This window comes from Variovorax paradoxus (assembly GCF_040544635.1).
Taxonomy (GTDB): Bacteria; Pseudomonadota; Gammaproteobacteria; order Burkholderiales; family Burkholderiaceae_C; genus Variovorax; species Variovorax paradoxus_R.
Genome location: NZ_JBEPKJ010000005.1, coordinates 174,487 through 188,343 on the forward strand (window position 1 = coordinate 174,487; position 13,857 = coordinate 188,343).

Annotated in this window: 14 protein-coding genes; 7 read left to right on the top strand and 7 right to left on the bottom strand. The window is 63.0% G+C overall.

Features of this window, described 5'->3' with window-relative positions; all coding sequences use genetic code 11:
- Positions 1–149 precede the first annotated feature (149 nt).
- The 7 genes from ABIC94_RS10395 to ABIC94_RS10425 all read right to left on the bottom strand — a co-directional run bounded on the left by ABIC94_RS10395 (position 150) and on the right by ABIC94_RS10425 (position 6,924).
- Complete coding sequence (locus ABIC94_RS10395) at positions 150–1,028, bottom strand: sugar phosphate isomerase/epimerase family protein (RefSeq protein ID WP_354372933.1); 879 nt, start codon at positions 1,026–1,028, stop codon at positions 150–152.
- A gap of 8 nt (positions 1,029–1,036) precedes the next feature.
- The gene (locus ABIC94_RS10400; RefSeq protein ID WP_354372934.1) at positions 1,037–2,224 is read right to left on the bottom strand and encodes a dihydrodipicolinate synthase family protein; all 1,188 of its coding nucleotides are present in this window, start codon (positions 2,222–2,224) and stop codon (positions 1,037–1,039) included.
- A 10-nt stretch (positions 2,225–2,234) separates the two neighbouring features.
- Positions 2,235–3,398, bottom strand: a complete 1,164-nt coding sequence (locus ABIC94_RS10405; protein WP_354372935.1) for a Gfo/Idh/MocA family protein — start codon at positions 3,396–3,398, stop codon at positions 2,235–2,237.
- Between the two features lie 49 nt (positions 3,399–3,447).
- Positions 3,448–4,431 (bottom strand): tripartite tricarboxylate transporter substrate binding protein, encoded by a 984-nt coding sequence (locus ABIC94_RS10410; protein WP_354372936.1) that lies wholly within the window; start codon positions 4,429–4,431, stop codon positions 3,448–3,450.
- Between the two features lie 144 nt (positions 4,432–4,575).
- Positions 4,576–5,232 (bottom strand): TetR/AcrR family transcriptional regulator, encoded by a 657-nt coding sequence (locus tag ABIC94_RS10415; protein ID WP_354372937.1) that lies wholly within the window; start codon positions 5,230–5,232, stop codon positions 4,576–4,578.
- Between the two features lie 169 nt (positions 5,233–5,401).
- Positions 5,402–5,842, bottom strand: coding sequence for an SWIB/MDM2 domain-containing protein (locus tag ABIC94_RS10420; RefSeq protein WP_019653319.1), 441 nt, complete (start codon positions 5,840–5,842; stop codon positions 5,402–5,404).
- A 155-nt stretch (positions 5,843–5,997) separates the two neighbouring features.
- On the bottom strand, positions 5,998–6,924 hold the full coding sequence (locus tag ABIC94_RS10425; RefSeq protein ID WP_354372938.1) for a DMT family transporter: 927 nt from the start codon (positions 6,922–6,924) through the stop codon (positions 5,998–6,000).
- A 48-nt stretch (positions 6,925–6,972) separates the two neighbouring features.
- Here ABIC94_RS10425 and ABIC94_RS10430 point away from each other — a divergent pair, with 48 nt between their 5' ends.
- From ABIC94_RS10430 to pheS, 7 genes are all read left to right on the top strand, one after another.
- Positions 6,973–7,389 carry a gamma-glutamylcyclotransferase family protein gene (locus tag ABIC94_RS10430; protein ID WP_354372939.1) on the top strand — a complete coding sequence of 139 codons (417 nt, stop codon included), beginning with the start codon at positions 6,973–6,975 and terminating at the stop codon, positions 7,387–7,389.
- 245 nt (positions 7,390–7,634) lie between these two features.
- Complete coding sequence (aceA, locus tag ABIC94_RS10435) at positions 7,635–8,954, top strand: isocitrate lyase (protein ID WP_055804720.1); 1,320 nt, start codon at positions 7,635–7,637, stop codon at positions 8,952–8,954.
- A gap of 323 nt (positions 8,955–9,277) precedes the next feature.
- Positions 9,278–11,185 (top strand): threonine--tRNA ligase, encoded by a 1,908-nt coding sequence (thrS, locus tag ABIC94_RS10440; RefSeq protein WP_354372940.1) that lies wholly within the window; start codon positions 9,278–9,280, stop codon positions 11,183–11,185.
- A 105-nt stretch (positions 11,186–11,290) separates the two neighbouring features.
- Positions 11,291–11,905: a translation initiation factor IF-3 gene (infC, locus tag ABIC94_RS10445; protein ID WP_354373154.1), complete on the top strand. Its 615-nt coding sequence runs from the start codon at positions 11,291–11,293 to the stop codon at positions 11,903–11,905.
- Between the two features lie 158 nt (positions 11,906–12,063).
- The gene (gene rpmI, locus ABIC94_RS10450; RefSeq protein WP_007832497.1) at positions 12,064–12,267 is read left to right on the top strand and encodes a 50S ribosomal protein L35; all 204 of its coding nucleotides are present in this window, start codon (positions 12,064–12,066) and stop codon (positions 12,265–12,267) included.
- A 24-nt stretch (positions 12,268–12,291) separates the two neighbouring features.
- On the top strand, positions 12,292–12,651 hold the full coding sequence (rplT, locus tag ABIC94_RS10455) for a 50S ribosomal protein L20 (RefSeq protein ID WP_007832499.1): 360 nt from the start codon (positions 12,292–12,294) through the stop codon (positions 12,649–12,651).
- A 114-nt stretch (positions 12,652–12,765) separates the two neighbouring features.
- On the top strand, positions 12,766–13,842 hold the full coding sequence (gene pheS / locus ABIC94_RS10460; protein ID WP_354372941.1) for a phenylalanine--tRNA ligase subunit alpha: 1,077 nt from the start codon (positions 12,766–12,768) through the stop codon (positions 13,840–13,842).
- Positions 13,843–13,857 lie beyond the last annotated feature (15 nt).

The window sequence follows — 13,857 nt, forward strand, 5'->3', positions numbered from 1 at the left end:
CACCGAGAGCGAGTCCAAGTGCACAGGGCATCGGGTGCTCCCCGCAGCGAAATAAAGGAGGAGGCCGAAGGCGGGGGACATTCGCGGAGGGGAGTACCCGGTGGCCTTTGCACGCGCCCTGAACAACAGCCCCGAATACGACCACAGGCTCAGACAGCGTGCTTATGCCGCTCGATACACACGTCGAGCGTTTCGTCACCGCTCCGCTGCCACCAGTCGAGGTTCGAGAAGATCTCGACCTCGCTGAAGCCCGCGAAGCCAGCGTCTTCGACCCAGCCGCGAATCTTCTTGAGTTCCACCACGCCGTCGCCCATCATTCCGCGATCGGAGAGCAGGTCCCGCGTAGGCGTGAGCCAGTCGCACACGTGATACGCCAGCAGGCGCTCGCGGCCGGCACGGGCGATCTGCTGCTGCAGCTTCGGATCCCACCACACGTGATAGATGTCCAGCGCCACGCCGAGCATGCCGCTCCTGCCTGCATCGAGCTCGTCGCAAATGTCGAGCGCATGTTCGAGCGTGTTGATGCAGGCGCGGTCGGCCGCTTGCATGGGGTGCAGTGGTTCGATGGCAAGCGGCATGCCGACTTCGCGGGCGTACTCCAGCGAGGCTGCGATGCCGTCGCGCACTTCACCGCGCGCACGGCCGATGTCCTTGTAGGCCGCCTGGCCGTCGAGCGCGCCGGGCAGCGCGCCGACCACCAGAACCAGGCAGGGCGCATTCAACGTCTTGGCCTCGTCGATGGCGCGGCGGTTGTCGTCCAGCGCGGCCTTCAGGCCTGCTGCATCGGGCGCCGGAAAGAAGCCGCCCCGGCAGTAGCCCGAGAGGCCGATGCCGTGCGCCTTCAACTGCTTCGCGATCTTGTCGAGCCCGACGGCAGCCACTTGATCGCGCCAGGGACTGATCGCGCGGATGCCGCGTTCGGCGCACTGGTCGATGATGCGGTCCAGCGGCACCTCGGCGCCCATCTGCTTGCGGATGGTCGCCGTGTTGATCGACAGCCAGTCGTGGTTCTGCGAGAAATCGCGCATGGGTTCGCTCAGCCTTCCACGCCGTGCAGGGCCAGCAGCGTCTTCATGCGCCGCACCGCCAGCTCGGGCTGCTCCAGCAGGTTGGCCGCATCGGCCAGGCGAAACAGCTCGGCAAAGTGCTGCAGCGAGCGCGTGCTCTGCTGGCCGCCCACCATCGTGAAGTGCTTCTGGTGGCCGTTGAGCCAGGCCATGAACACCACGCCGGTCTTGTAGAAGCGCGTGGGCGCCGCAAAGATGTGGCGCGACAGCGGCACCGTGGGACCCAGGATCGCGTGGAACTTCTCGGTGTTGCCTTGCGCCAACGCACCCAGCGCCGCACTCGCGGCGGGTGCAATTGCATCGAAAATTCCCAGCAGCGCGTCGCTCTTGCCGTGTGTCGGCTCGCTGCCGAAACCGTCACCGGCAATCAGCTCGGCGTAGTTGAAGTCGTCGCCGGTATACATGCGAACACCTGCCGGCAGGCGGCGGCGCATCGCGATTTCCTTGTCTTTGTCGAGCAGCGAAATCTTGATGCCGTCCACCTTGTGCGGATGCGCCGCGATCACGGCGAGGGCCGTGTCCATGGCCGCATCGGCGTCCTTGCTGCCCCAGTAGCCCGCTAGCGCGGGGTCGAACATGTCTCCCAGCCAGTGCAACACCACCGGCTGTTTGGCCTGGCTCAGGATGCGGTCGTACACGCGCTCATAGTCGGCCGGGCTCTTAGCCACGCGGGCGAGTGCGCGGCTGGCCATGACGATGAGCTTGCCGCCGAGCGCCTCGATGGCGGCCATCTGCTCTTCATAACCGCGGATCACGTCGTCGACGCTCTTCACGTCGTCGATGTTCAGGTGGTCGGTGCCGCAGCCCGAGGCCACCAGCGCGCCGGGAACGTCCTTCGCCGCATCGAGCGAACGGCGAATCAGTTCGAGCGATGTCGGCCAATCCAGGCCCATGCCGCGCTGCGCCGTGTCCATGGCCTCGGCCACGCCCAGGCCCAGCGAGAACAGGTGGTGCCGGTAGGCGATGGTCGCGTCCCAGTCAACGGCGGCCTGCAGCCACGGATCCACTGCGGCGAGCGGATCGGCCACCACGTGTGCGGCCGAATAGGCGATGCGGTTGAACTTGACGCCCGCTTCGGGCTTGACCGGCGCGGTGCCGCGCAGGGCGTACGGTGCGAGCGAGCCGCTCGCGGTGGGAAGGGTCAGCGAAAGTGCCATGCTGCCTGCCTCAGACCTTCAGCGCAGGCACGTCGACCCAGCGGCGTTCCTTCCACGACTCGAGCGCGGCCTCGACCAGCTGCACGCCCTTGGCGCCTTCAGGCAGCGTCCACTTGTAGGGCTCGTTCTCGACCACGTGGCGAATGAAGTGTTCCCACTGGATCTTGAAGCCGTTGTCGTACGCCTGCGAATCGGGAATTTCCTGCCACTGGTCGAAGAAATTCATCATCTGCTTTTCGTCCGGATTCCACACCGGGCGCGGCGTGGCCACGCGCGACTGGGCGCGGCAGCTCGACAGGCCCGCCACCGCTGAGCCATCGGTGCCGTCGACGTGGAAGGTCACGAGGTCGTCGCGGCGCACGCGCGTCGCCCAACTCATGTTGATCTGCGCGATGACGGGTTCGCCGTTGTGGCCGGTGAGCTCGCAGGTGGCGTAGGCCGCGTCGTCGGCGGTGGCTTCATACGGCTTGCCGGCTTCGTCCCAGCGCTTGGGGATGTGGGTGACGCCGAGGCACGACACCGACTTTACTTCGCCGAACAGGTTGTCCAGCACATAGCGCCAGTGGCACATCATGTCCAGGATCATGCCGCCGCCGTCTTCCTTGCGGTAGTTCCAGCTCGGGCGTTGAATTGGCTGCAGGTCGCCTTCGAACACCCAGTAGCCGAACTCCAGGCGCACGCTGAGCATGCGGCCGAAGAAGCCGGCGCGGCGCAGCATGTCGAGCTTGCGCAGGCCGGGCAGGAAGAGCTTGTCCTGCACCGCGCCGTGCTTCAGGCCCGAGCCTTCGGCGAGCCGCGCGATCTCGACGGCTTCATTGAGGTTGGTGGCAATCGGCTTCTCGCAGTACACGTGCTTGCCGGCGCGGATGGCCTTGGCCAGCAGCGTGGGGCGCATCTGCGTGGTGCCGGCGTCGAAGAAGATGGTGTCTTCCTTGTTGGCCAGCGCCTTGTCCAGGTCGGTGCCCCAGCGCGCGATGTTGTGCGTCTTGGCGAGCGCTTCCATCTTCTCGGCGTTGCGGCCGATGAGGATGGGGTCGGGCATGACCTTGTCGCCGTTCGACAGCGTGACGCCGCCCTGCGCGCGGATTGCGCAGATCGAGCGGATCAGATGCTGGTTCATGCCCATGCGTCCGGTGACGCCGTGCATGATGATTCCGAGTCGTTGTGTAGCCATGTCTTCAGCCGAAAAAGAGTTGGAGAGAGGGAGAAAAGGAGAGGGCGGATTACTGCGCCGGCGTCAGCCCGGCGGCCTTGACCAGCGTTGCGTTGGTCTTGATTTCGTCTTTGATGTAGGCGTCGAACTGCTCGGGCTTGAGCGTCCAGGCGTCGGCGCCGAGCTTCAGGAAGCGTTCCTTGACCTCGGGCGAAGCCAGCGCTTTCGCCACCTCGTCGTGCAGCCGGTTGACGATGTCGCGCGGTGTCTTGGCGGGCGCCATCATGCCGATCCAGAAGTTGAACTCGGAGCCGGGTACTCCGGCCTCGGTGGTGGTCGGCACGTCGGGTAGGGCGGCGGCGCGCTTGGGCGATCCGACCGCCAGTGCGAGCAACTGGCCGTCCTTGATCTGGCCGATCACGGGGGCGATGGGCGAGAAGTAATAGTCGACGCGGCCCGACAGCACTTCGGTCACGGCCTCGGCCGATCCCTTGAACGGGATGTTGGTGGCGTCGATCTTCGCGGCCAGCTTGAACTTCTCGGCGTTGAGGTGGGTGGCGCTGCCCTGGCCCGCCGAGGCGAAGTTGATGGTGCCCGGCTTGGCCTTGGCTGCCGCGACCAGCTCCTGCAGCGTCTTGATGTTCTTCGACGGCGAGATCACCAGCGCATTGGGCAGCGACGAGATGGGCGTGACGGCGGCGAAGTCGTTCACCGTGTCGAACGGCAGCTTTGCGAAGGTGGATGGGCTCACCGTGTGCGACGACGAGTGAATCATGATCGTGTAGCCGTCCGGTGCGGCCGTGGCCACGGCCTGCTGGCCGATCGTGCCGCTGGCGCCGCCGCGGTTGTCCACGACCAGTGTCTGGCCCATGCTCTGGCCCATCTTGTCGGCGATGGCGCGCGCAATGATGTCGGTGGTGCTGCCGGCCGCGAACGGCACGATCACGCGAATGGGTTTGTTGGGGTACCCGTTCTGCGCCGAGGCCAGGCCCGGCATCAAGGCGGCGAGGCAGGCGAGCGTGGCGAGTGCAGTGGTGCGTACAAGTTGCTTCATGGTTGTCTCCGTGCGGTCGGGCCGCCTTGTCTTGATCGATTAATTCACCAGTAAGTGAATTAGCAATTTTAGAAAGGCTGTCGCCGCAGCGCAACCGCTGCTGATTGGTAAATACCCGGAGATGCAGGAAGGGCGCCCGAAGGCTCAGTGCAGCACGTAGCCCAGCACGAGGTCGGTCATGTGCGAGAGGCGCTGCGCCATCGCCTTGGGCGCGCGCAGGTCGCGGCCGAAGACTGCCGAGAGCGTGTGGTTGTTCGAAAGGTAGAAGTAGCAGAGCGAGGCGATCGAGATGTAGAGCTGCACCGGGTCGACGCCGGCACGGAACAGCTTGTCGCGCTTGCCGCGCTCCAGCACGGTGTCGAGCAGTTGCACCAGCGGCGAGTTCATTTCCTGGATGCGCTCGGAGCGCTTGAGGTGCGCGGCGCAATGCAGGTTCTCGCTGTTGAGCAGCGTGATGAACTCGGGATGCTCGAGGTAGTAGTGCCAGGTGAACGAGACCAGCTGGCGAATGGCTTCGACCGGGTCGATTTCGTCCAGGTGCAGCTGTTGCTCGGCCTCGCGGATGTCGGCGTAGGTGCGCTCGAGCACCGCCAGGAACAGGTCGTCCTTGCTGCCGAAGTAGTAGTAGATGAGGCGCTTGTTCAGGCCCGCACGCGCGGCGATGCTGTCCATGCGTGCGCCGGCCAGGCCCCGCTGGGCAAACTCATCGCGCGCCGACGCAAGAATCGCGAGTTGCGAGCGGTCGGCGTCGCGCGAACGCGGCTCGATCGTTTCGGGTGAGGAATCCTTGGAGGCCTTCATGGCGCGAATTTAACCATTTGGTGAATTAGCGCAAGGCATTGGGGACATTGAGAGCAGGCGCGCATAGTTCCGGAGACGTTTGCAGTTGGGTTCGACGCTAGCAAAAAAAAAGCCGGCATGTGCCGGCCTTTTGATTCGGGAGCGCGATGAACGCGCAGTACCCGAGCGCTTACTTGACGTGCTTGCCGATCAGCGCGGCCAGTTCGAACATCGACACTTGCGGCTTGCCGAAGATTTCCTTCAGCTTGGCGTCGGCGTTGATGTTGCGCTTGTTGGCCTTGTCTTGAAGGTTGTTCTTCTTGATGTAATCCCACAGCTTGCTCACGACTGCGGTGCGCGGCAGAGGCGTCGAGCCCACAACAGCGGCGAGTGCCGGGCTGGGGGTCAGGGCCTTCATGAACGCGGCGTTGGGCGTGCGCTTCTTGGCGGGAGCGGCCTTCTTTGCAGGAGCCTTCTTCGCCGGTGCAGCCTTCTTCGCAGGAGCAGCCTTCTTTGCGGGAGCAGCCTTCTTGGCCGGTGCGGCCTTCTTCGCAGGAGCCGCAGCCTTCTTTGCGGGAGCGGCCTTCTTTGCCGGAGCTTTCTTGGCCGGAGCCTTCTTTGCAGTTGCCATGGTTGATTTCCTTTTTTGGTTGAACAGTCACCAATGAAAAACTTGCGTCTCCAGTGGCATTGCGGATGCTAAAGGAGAAAAAACGCGTTTCCAAGGGAAAAAGCGGTTTTTTCATTGGGAGTTGTTGTTTTTTCAGAGGGGAGAACCCGTGGTTTTCAGCTTCTGCGTCCAGGCCAGGTCGCCAGCACCACACCAATGAGCGCAAGCGCGAATGCAAACAACTGTGCTGCGGAGAGGCTTTCGCCGAGCACCAGCACGCCCACGAGGGCCGCGCTCACGGGCAGCATCACGGCGAAAACACCGGCCTGTGCAGCGGGCACATGGCGCAGGCCGGTCATCCAGAGCCACACGGTCCAGATGCTTGCGGCAAGCGCATAGACCACGAGCAAGGCCCAGGTGCCGAAGCGCACGGCCGAAAAATCGAACTGCAGTGCGAACCAGATGCCGAAGGGCATCGACAGCACGAAGCCCCAGAGGTTGATGAGCGACGAGATCCGCTTGGGGCCGAGACGGCCGGTGAGCGATTTGCCGATCACCGCATAGGCTGTTTCGCAAAGCACCGCGCAGAACACGAGCAGGTTGCCGAGCCAGGGCATCGATGGCGGCGCAGCGCCGTCGTTCGCGGCCGGTGCATGCGCCGGCGTGAGTGCGAGCAGGCCGATGCCGAGCGCGGCACAACCGATGGCAAGGCCGATGCGCACCGTGATGCGCTCGCGCAGGAAGAGCCAGCTCGCGACGGCCACGGCTGCGGGAATGGACGCCATGATCACGCCGGCCGACACCGCACTCGTCAGGCTCACGCCGAACAGCATGCAGATCGAGAACAGGAAATTGCCGAGAAACGATTCCAGAAAGACCAGGCCGCGTGTGTGACCGCTCATGGGCGGCTCATCCGATGCACGCCGCAGCCAGTGCGGCATGGCCAGCGCCGCGATGCCGAAGCGCAGCCATGCAAGCAGCAGCACCGGGAAGACGGCCACCAACGGTTTGGAGAGGGCGACATAACTGCCGACGAGCGACATGCTCAAGGCCAGGCAGCCGTAGGCAACGAGGCGGCTGGAGGCGGGGACGGCGGTGTTCAATAGACTGGACGGTTTGTTGGGACGATGGATTCAATGATGCCGCAATCGATGAAATTCGATGCCCTGCAGGGCGCGCGCGCTCCGCGCCATGTGTTTGTCTATGGCACGCTGCGTCGCGGCGGGCGCAATGACATCGCGCGTTTCCAGCCCGAGCCATTCCATGTGGCCGATGCCGTCATCGCGGGCACGCTGTACGACCTGGGTGCCTATCCCGGCTTGGTGCTGGACGGAAAAGGGCGAATCGTGGGCGAGATCTACCGCATCGAGCCCGAAGTGGAGGCCGCACTCGACGTGCTCGAAGAAGTGGCCGACGACGGCTCCGGCGAATACATCAAGCGCCAGGTGGCGGTGGATGCCGGTGCGCAGCGGTTCGAATGCCTGGTCTATGAAATCCATCCGGCGCGGATCGGAGGGCGCGCAGTGATCGGCAGCGGCGACTGGATTGCGCATGCCGCCGCCCGGTGAGCTTGTTTTGCCCCACCGTTTTCACTGCTGAAAGATTCATTGCACATTGCGAAAATCGACGCTGCTGCGCCGCAATATTTTTTCTCAATATGAGAAAAATAATTTTGCATTGAGAAATATGAAGACAAGTGATTGATTTTGTTGAGATAAAAATATGTCTTCTATAAGACATAAGAGTGCTGCTTGGGCTTAAAGTAACTCCACGGCCACAGCGCCCAACCTTCAATCAACCTCACGGAGTGACCATGCCCCAGACCCTCACCGAACAATTGAGCCGCGAACAGCAAATTGCCGCCCTCGAGAAAGAATGGGCCACCAATCCCCGCTGGAAGGGCATCAAGCGCGGCTACAGTGCCGCTGACGTCGTGCGCCTTCGCGGCTCGTTCCCCATCGAGCACACGCTGGCACGCCGCGGTGCCGAGAAGCTCTGGGAACTGGTGAACAACGAGCCCTACGTCAACTGCCTCGGCGCGCTCACGGGCGGCCAGGCCATGCAGCAGGTGAAGGCCGGCGTGAAGGCCATCTACCTCTCGGGCTGGCAGGTTGCCGCGGACGCCAACACTTACTCGGCGATGTACCCGGACCAGTCGCTGTACCCGGTGGATTCGGTGCCGACCGTGGTCGAGCGCATCAACAACACCTTCCGCCGCGCGGACGAAATCCAGTGGTCGAAGAACGTGAACCCCGGCGACAAGGGCTATGTCGACTACTTCGCGCCCATCGTGGCTGATGCGGAAGCCGGCTTTGGCGGCGTGCTGAACGGCTTCGAACTGATGAAGGCCATGATCAAGGCCGGTGCCGGCGGCGTGCATTTCGAAGACCAGCTGGCCTCGGTCAAGAAGTGCGGCCACATGGGCGGCAAGGTGCTCGTGCCCACCACCGAGGCCGTGCAGAAGCTGGTTGCCGCACGCATGGCGGCCGACGTTTGCGGCACGCCCACGCTCGTGATTGCCCGCACCGATGCGGAAGCGGCCGACCTCATCACCAGCGACTACGACGAGAACGACAAGCCCTTCCTGACGGGCGAGCGCACCGCCGAAGGCTTCTACAAGACGAAGAAAGGCATGGACCAAGCCATCAGCCGCGCCGTTGCCTACGCGTACTACGCCGACCTGGTGTGGTGCGAAACCGGCACGCCCGACCTGGAGTTCGCCCGCAAGTTCGCCGAGGCCGTGCACAAGGTGCACCCGGGCAAGATGCTGGCCTACAACTGCTCGCCGTCGTTCAACTGGAAGAAGAACCTCGACGACGCGACCATTGCCAAGTTCCAGAAGGAACTGGGCGCCATGGGCTACAAGTACCAGTTCATCACGCTGGCCGGCATTCACTCGATGTGGTTCAACATGTTCGACCTGGCGCAAGACTACGTGCAACGCGGCATGTCGGCTTACGTCGAGAAGGTGCAGGAGCCCGAATTCGCGGCACGCGACCGCGGCTATACCTTCGTCTCGCACCAGCAGGAAGTGGGTACGGGTTACTTCGACGAAGTGACCACGGTCATTCAGGGCGGCAAGTCCAGCGTCACGGCGCTGACCGGCTCGACCGAAGAAGAGCAGTTCCACTGACCTCCTGATCGCCGATACAGACGATTCGCTGTCACCTTCGAGCCCGGCCGAGCGCCGGGCTTTTTTTTGCAGGGAGCCGCAAAACCCGGCAGCCGATGGCCTGCACGGGCAGCGGATAGAATCGCGACTCTCTGCACCCAACAAGAGCGAGAAAGGCACCTTGGTTATGACACCGCGAACTACTCCGCAAGGATTCAGCGGCTTTTTCTTCGTCTTCGAAGGAAAGGGCCGGTAGCCCGCGCTCGCTGGTTTCTTCCAGCTCTCGAACCAAGCAAAGCGCGGCCAGTCACCGCGCTTTTTGTTTTTCCGCCCGAGGTTTTTCCATGATTCAGATCACGCTTCCCGACAACTCGCGCCGCGAGTTCCCCGGCCCGGTTTCGGTGGCCGAAGTTGCCCAGTCCATCGGACCGGGGCTCGCCAAGATGACGGTGGCCGGCAAGGTCGACGGCAAGCTCGTCGATGCCAGCGACGTCATCGACCGCGACGCCAAGCTGCAGATCATCACGCCCAAGGACGACGAGGGCCTGGAGATCATCCGCCACTCGACGGCCCACCTGGTCGGCCACGCCGTGAAGCAGCTGTATCCGACGGCCAAGATGGTCATCGGGCCGGTGATCGAGGAGGGCTTTTATTACGACATTTCGTACGAGCGCCCGTTCACGCCCGAAGACATGGCCGCCATCGAGGCGCGCATGCGCGAGCTGATTGCGCAGGACTACGACGTGGTCAAGAAGATGACGCCGCGCGCCGAAGTCATCGAGGTTTTCAAGTCGCGCGGCGAAGACTACAAGCTGCGCCTCGTCGAGGATATGCCCGACGAGCAGGCCATGGGCCTCTACTACCACCAGGAATACGTCGACATGTGCCGCGGCCCGCACGTGCCGAACACGCGCTTCCTGAAGGTCTTCAAGCTCACGAAGCTGGCCGGCGCCTACTGGCGCGGCGACGCCAAGAACGAGCAGCTGCAGCGCGTCTACGGCACGGCCTGGGCCGACAAGAAGCAGCTGGACCAGTACATCCAGCGCATCGAGGAAGCCGAGAAGCGCGACCACCGCAAGCTGGGCAAGGAACTCGACCTGTTCCACATCGACGAAGTGGCGCCGGGCGTGGTGTTCTGGCACCCCAAGGGCTGGGCCCTGTGGCAGGCGGTGGAGCAGTACATGCGCGGCATCTACCGCGACACGGGCTACTGGGAAGTGAAGGGTCCGCAGATTCTCGACAAGAGCCTGTGGGAGAAAACGGGCCACTGGCAGAACTACCGCGACAACATGTTCACGACGGAATCGGAAAAGCGCGAGTACGCGCTCAAGCCGATGAACTGCCCTGGCCACGTGCTCATCTTCAAGAGCGACCTGCGCAGCTACCGCGACCTGCCGCTGCGCTACGGCGAGTTCGGCCAGTGCCACCGCAACGAACCCAGCGGCGCGCTGCACGGCATCATGCGCGTGCGCGGCTTCACGCAGGACGACGGCCACATCTTCTGCACGGAAGACCAGATCCTCGACGAGTGCATTGCGTACACGGAGCAGCTGCAGAAGGTGTATGCCGACTTCGGCTTCACGGACATCCTCTACAAGGTGGCCACGCGGCCCGACAATCGTGTGGGCTCCGACGAGCTGTGGGACAAGGCCGAGCACGCGGTGATGGAGGCGCTGCGCCGTTCGGGCGTCGATTTCATCATCTCGCCCGGCGATGGCGCCTTCTACGGCCCCAAGATCGAATACACGCTGAAGGATGCGCTGGGCCGCCAGTGGCAGTGCGGCACGATGCAAGTCGACTTCAATACGGCCGAGCGCCTGGGCGGCGAATACGTGACGGAATCGAGCGGCCGCGCCCACCCCGTGATGCTGCACCGCGCCATCGTCGGCAGCCTGGAGCGTTTCATCGGCATGCTGATCGAACACCACGCCGGCGCGCTGCCTGCGTGGCTTGCTCCGGTGCAGGTGGCGGTGCTCAATATCAGCGAAGGACAGGCCGATTACGCCGCTTCAGTGGCGAAAACGCTGCAGAATCAAGGGCTTAGGGTTCAGCTTGACCTGCACAACGAGAAGATTACGTATAAAATACGGAAGCATTCGTTGCAAAAGCTTCCCTACATCCTTGTCGTAGGCGACAAAGAGAAGGAAGCTGGTGCCGTCGCAGTGCGCGCCCGAGGCAATCAAGACCTCGGTGCAATGTCCCTCGAGTCGTTCGTACGACGGCTCAATCAGGATATTGCTGACAAGCGTTGATTTGTCCCGGAAGCATCCTCATCTGTGCTTCTTGACCAATTCATGCCGCTTGTCCGCGAGGACTGACCCGGCTTCTGCTACAGATTTTGTAGCAACTTTTGAAGGATTCTGACCATCGCTACTGCATTTCGCGACCGCCGCCACCGCGAGGAACGCCAACACCGCCTGAACCGGGAAATCATGGCCCCGGAAGTCCGCCTTGTAGGCCCGGAAAACGAGCCATTGGGTGTTATGAGTCTCTCCGAGGCCTTGCGCCTCGCCGGTGAGGCTGACGTGGATCTGGTAGAGGTCGTTGCCGCGGCCAATCCGCCGGTGTGCCGTCTGATCGAGTACGGCAAGTTCAAGTACCACGAGCAGAAGAAGGCGGCCGAGGCGAAGTCGAAGCAGAAGGTCATCGAGGTCAAGGAAATCAAGTTCCGGCCCGGTACCGACGATGGCGACTACAACATCAAGATGCGCAATATCCGGCGTTTTCTTGAAGAGGGCGACAAATGCAAGATCACGCTGCGCTTTCGCGGCCGCGAGATCACGCACCAGGAGCTCGGTCTGGCTTTGCTGCAGCGCATTCGCGATGAGCTGGGCGACCTGATCGTCGTCGAGCAGTTCCCGAAGCTCGAAGGCCGGCAGATGATCATGATGATCGCGCCGGGCCGCAAGAAGCCGGGCGGCGGTACCGCCAAGCCAGCGTCGTCGGAAACGTCGGCGCCTGCAGCAGCCTGAAAAGGCCGGCTGAGTGACAGCAGGGTTTTAAAGAATTTCGCCTTTGAGGGCGCTTCGAAAGAAGTGCCGGCAGGGGCGAAATAAAGAAGTGTCTCGGGGCCAACAAGTCCGTGGAGTATCCGCGGCGCCTCACGAGCACAAACTAAAGGAGCATTCATATGCCCAAAATGAAGACCAAGAGCAGCGCGAAAAAACGTTTCCGCGTTCGTCCCGGTGGCACCGTCAAGCGCGGTCAAGCCTTCAAACGTCACATCTTGACCAAGAAGACCACCAAGAACAAGCGTCACCTCCGTGGTGCAGTCGCAGTGCATGAGACCAACATGGTTTCTGTCGCCGCCATGCTGCCCGGCCGTGGCATTTAACTCAGACGAACAAGGAGTACACACATGCCTCGCGTCAAACGTGGTGTAACGGCTCGCGCCCGCCACAAGAAAGTTCTCGCACTCGCCAAGGGTTTCCGTGGTCGCCGCGGTAATGTCTTCCGTGTCGCCAAGCAGGCGGTAATGAAGGCTGGGCAATATGCCTACCGTGACCGCCGCACCAAGAAGCGCGTTTTCCGTCAACTGTGGATCGCGCGTATCAACGCCGCCTCGCGTGAACTGGGCCTGACCTACAGCCAGTTCGCAAACGGCATCCGCAAGGCCGGAATCGAGATCGACCGCAAGATGCTTGCGGACATCGCAGTGCACGACAAGGCCGCTTTTGCCGGCATCGTGGAGCAGGTCAAGGCCAAGCTGGCTGCTTGATCCTGTACAGCAGGGCGGCTGTCTTCGTGGCAGCTTCCTGCGCTCACGACACAAGGGCTGGCGCTTGAAAAGGCTCCAGCTCTTTTTTTATTTCCCCGCCTATTTTTTGCTGCTATGAACGAGTTGGACTCACTGGTCGACACCGCACGCGTTGCCTTCGCCGAGGCGAAAACGCCCGCCGAACTCGAGAACGCCAAGGCGCAGTTCCTCGGCAAGTCGGGCCGCATCACCGAGCTGATGAAGGGCATGGCCGCCCTCAGCGTCGACGAGAAGAAGTCGCGCGGCGCCGCGATCAACGTGGCCAAGCAGGCCATCGAGTCCTCGCTCACCGAGCGCCGCCAGCAGCTGGCCGATGAAGAGCTTTCGCTGCAACTGCGCGCCGAGGCCCTCGACGTGAGCCTGCCGGGCCGCCGCCGCATCCCGGGTGGGTTGCATCCGGTGAGCCGGACCCTGGAGCGCATCGAAGAGATCTTCTCGAGCATGGGCTTCGACGTGGCCGATGGCCCCGAAATCGAGAGCGACTGGCACAGCTTCACCTCGCTCAACAACCCGCCGAACCATCCGGCGCGCTCGATGCAGGACACCTTCTACGTCGACCTGAACGGCGACGACGGCATTCCGTACAACCTGCGTCCGCACACCAGCCCGATGCAGGTGCGTTATGCGCATCAACACATCAAGAAGTACGCGGCCGAGTTTGCCGCCGCGGCAGCCGACACCTCCGGCATCGTCAAGGCGCCCGAGATCCGCGTGATTGCGCCGGGCCGCACCTACCGCGTCGACAGCGACGCCACGCACTCGCCCATGTTCCACCAGTGCGAAGGCCTGTGGCTCGGGGAGAACGTGAGCTTCAAGGACCTGAAGGTCGTTTTTACCGACTTCTGCCGCACCTTCTTCGAAAGCGACGACCTGGTGCTGCGCTTCCGCCCGAGCTTCTTTCCGTTCACCGAGCCGAGCGCCGAAATCGACATCCAGTTTGCGAGCGGCCCGCTGGCCGGCCGCTGGCTCGAAGTCGCGGGTTCGGGCCAGGTGCATCCGAACGTGGTGCGCAACATGGGCCTCGACCCCGAGCGCTACATCGGCTTTGCCTTCGGCATGGGCCCCGACCGGCTCACGATGCTGCGCTACGGCGTGAACGATTTGCGGCTGTTCTTCGACGGCGACTTGCGCTTTCTCTCGCAGTTCCAGTGACGTCCCCAGTTCAAA

Excerpts from the sequence above, each read along its gene's own strand:
- ABIC94_RS10415 (WP_354372937.1), bottom strand. The coding sequence starts at position 5,232 with ATGAAGGCCTCCAAGGATTCCTCACCCGAAACGATCGAGCCGCGTTCG.
- ABIC94_RS10405 (WP_354372935.1), bottom strand. The coding sequence starts at position 3,398 with ATGGCTACACAACGACTCGGAATCATCATGCACGGCGTCACCGGACGC.
- ABIC94_RS10430 (WP_354372939.1), top strand. The coding sequence starts at position 6,973 with ATGAAATTCGATGCCCTGCAGGGCGCGCGCGCTCCGCGCCATGTGTTT.
- thrS (WP_354372940.1), top strand. The coding sequence starts at position 9,278 with ATGATTCAGATCACGCTTCCCGACAACTCGCGCCGCGAGTTCCCCGGC.
- ABIC94_RS10400 (WP_354372934.1), bottom strand. The coding sequence starts at position 2,224 with ATGGCACTTTCGCTGACCCTTCCCACCGCGAGCGGCTCGCTCGCACCG.
- rpmI (WP_007832497.1), top strand. The coding sequence starts at position 12,064 with ATGCCCAAAATGAAGACCAAGAGCAGCGCGAAAAAACGTTTCCGCGTT.
- ABIC94_RS10395 (WP_354372933.1), bottom strand. The coding sequence starts at position 1,028 with ATGCGCGATTTCTCGCAGAACCACGACTGGCTGTCGATCAACACGGCG.
- aceA (WP_055804720.1), top strand. The coding sequence starts at position 7,635 with ATGCCCCAGACCCTCACCGAACAATTGAGCCGCGAACAGCAAATTGCC.
- ABIC94_RS10420 (WP_019653319.1), bottom strand. The coding sequence starts at position 5,842 with ATGGCAACTGCAAAGAAGGCTCCGGCCAAGAAAGCTCCGGCAAAGAAG.
- rplT (WP_007832499.1), top strand. The coding sequence starts at position 12,292 with ATGCCTCGCGTCAAACGTGGTGTAACGGCTCGCGCCCGCCACAAGAAA.
- ABIC94_RS10410 (WP_354372936.1), bottom strand. The coding sequence starts at position 4,431 with ATGAAGCAACTTGTACGCACCACTGCACTCGCCACGCTCGCCTGCCTC.
- pheS (WP_354372941.1), top strand. The coding sequence starts at position 12,766 with ATGAACGAGTTGGACTCACTGGTCGACACCGCACGCGTTGCCTTCGCC.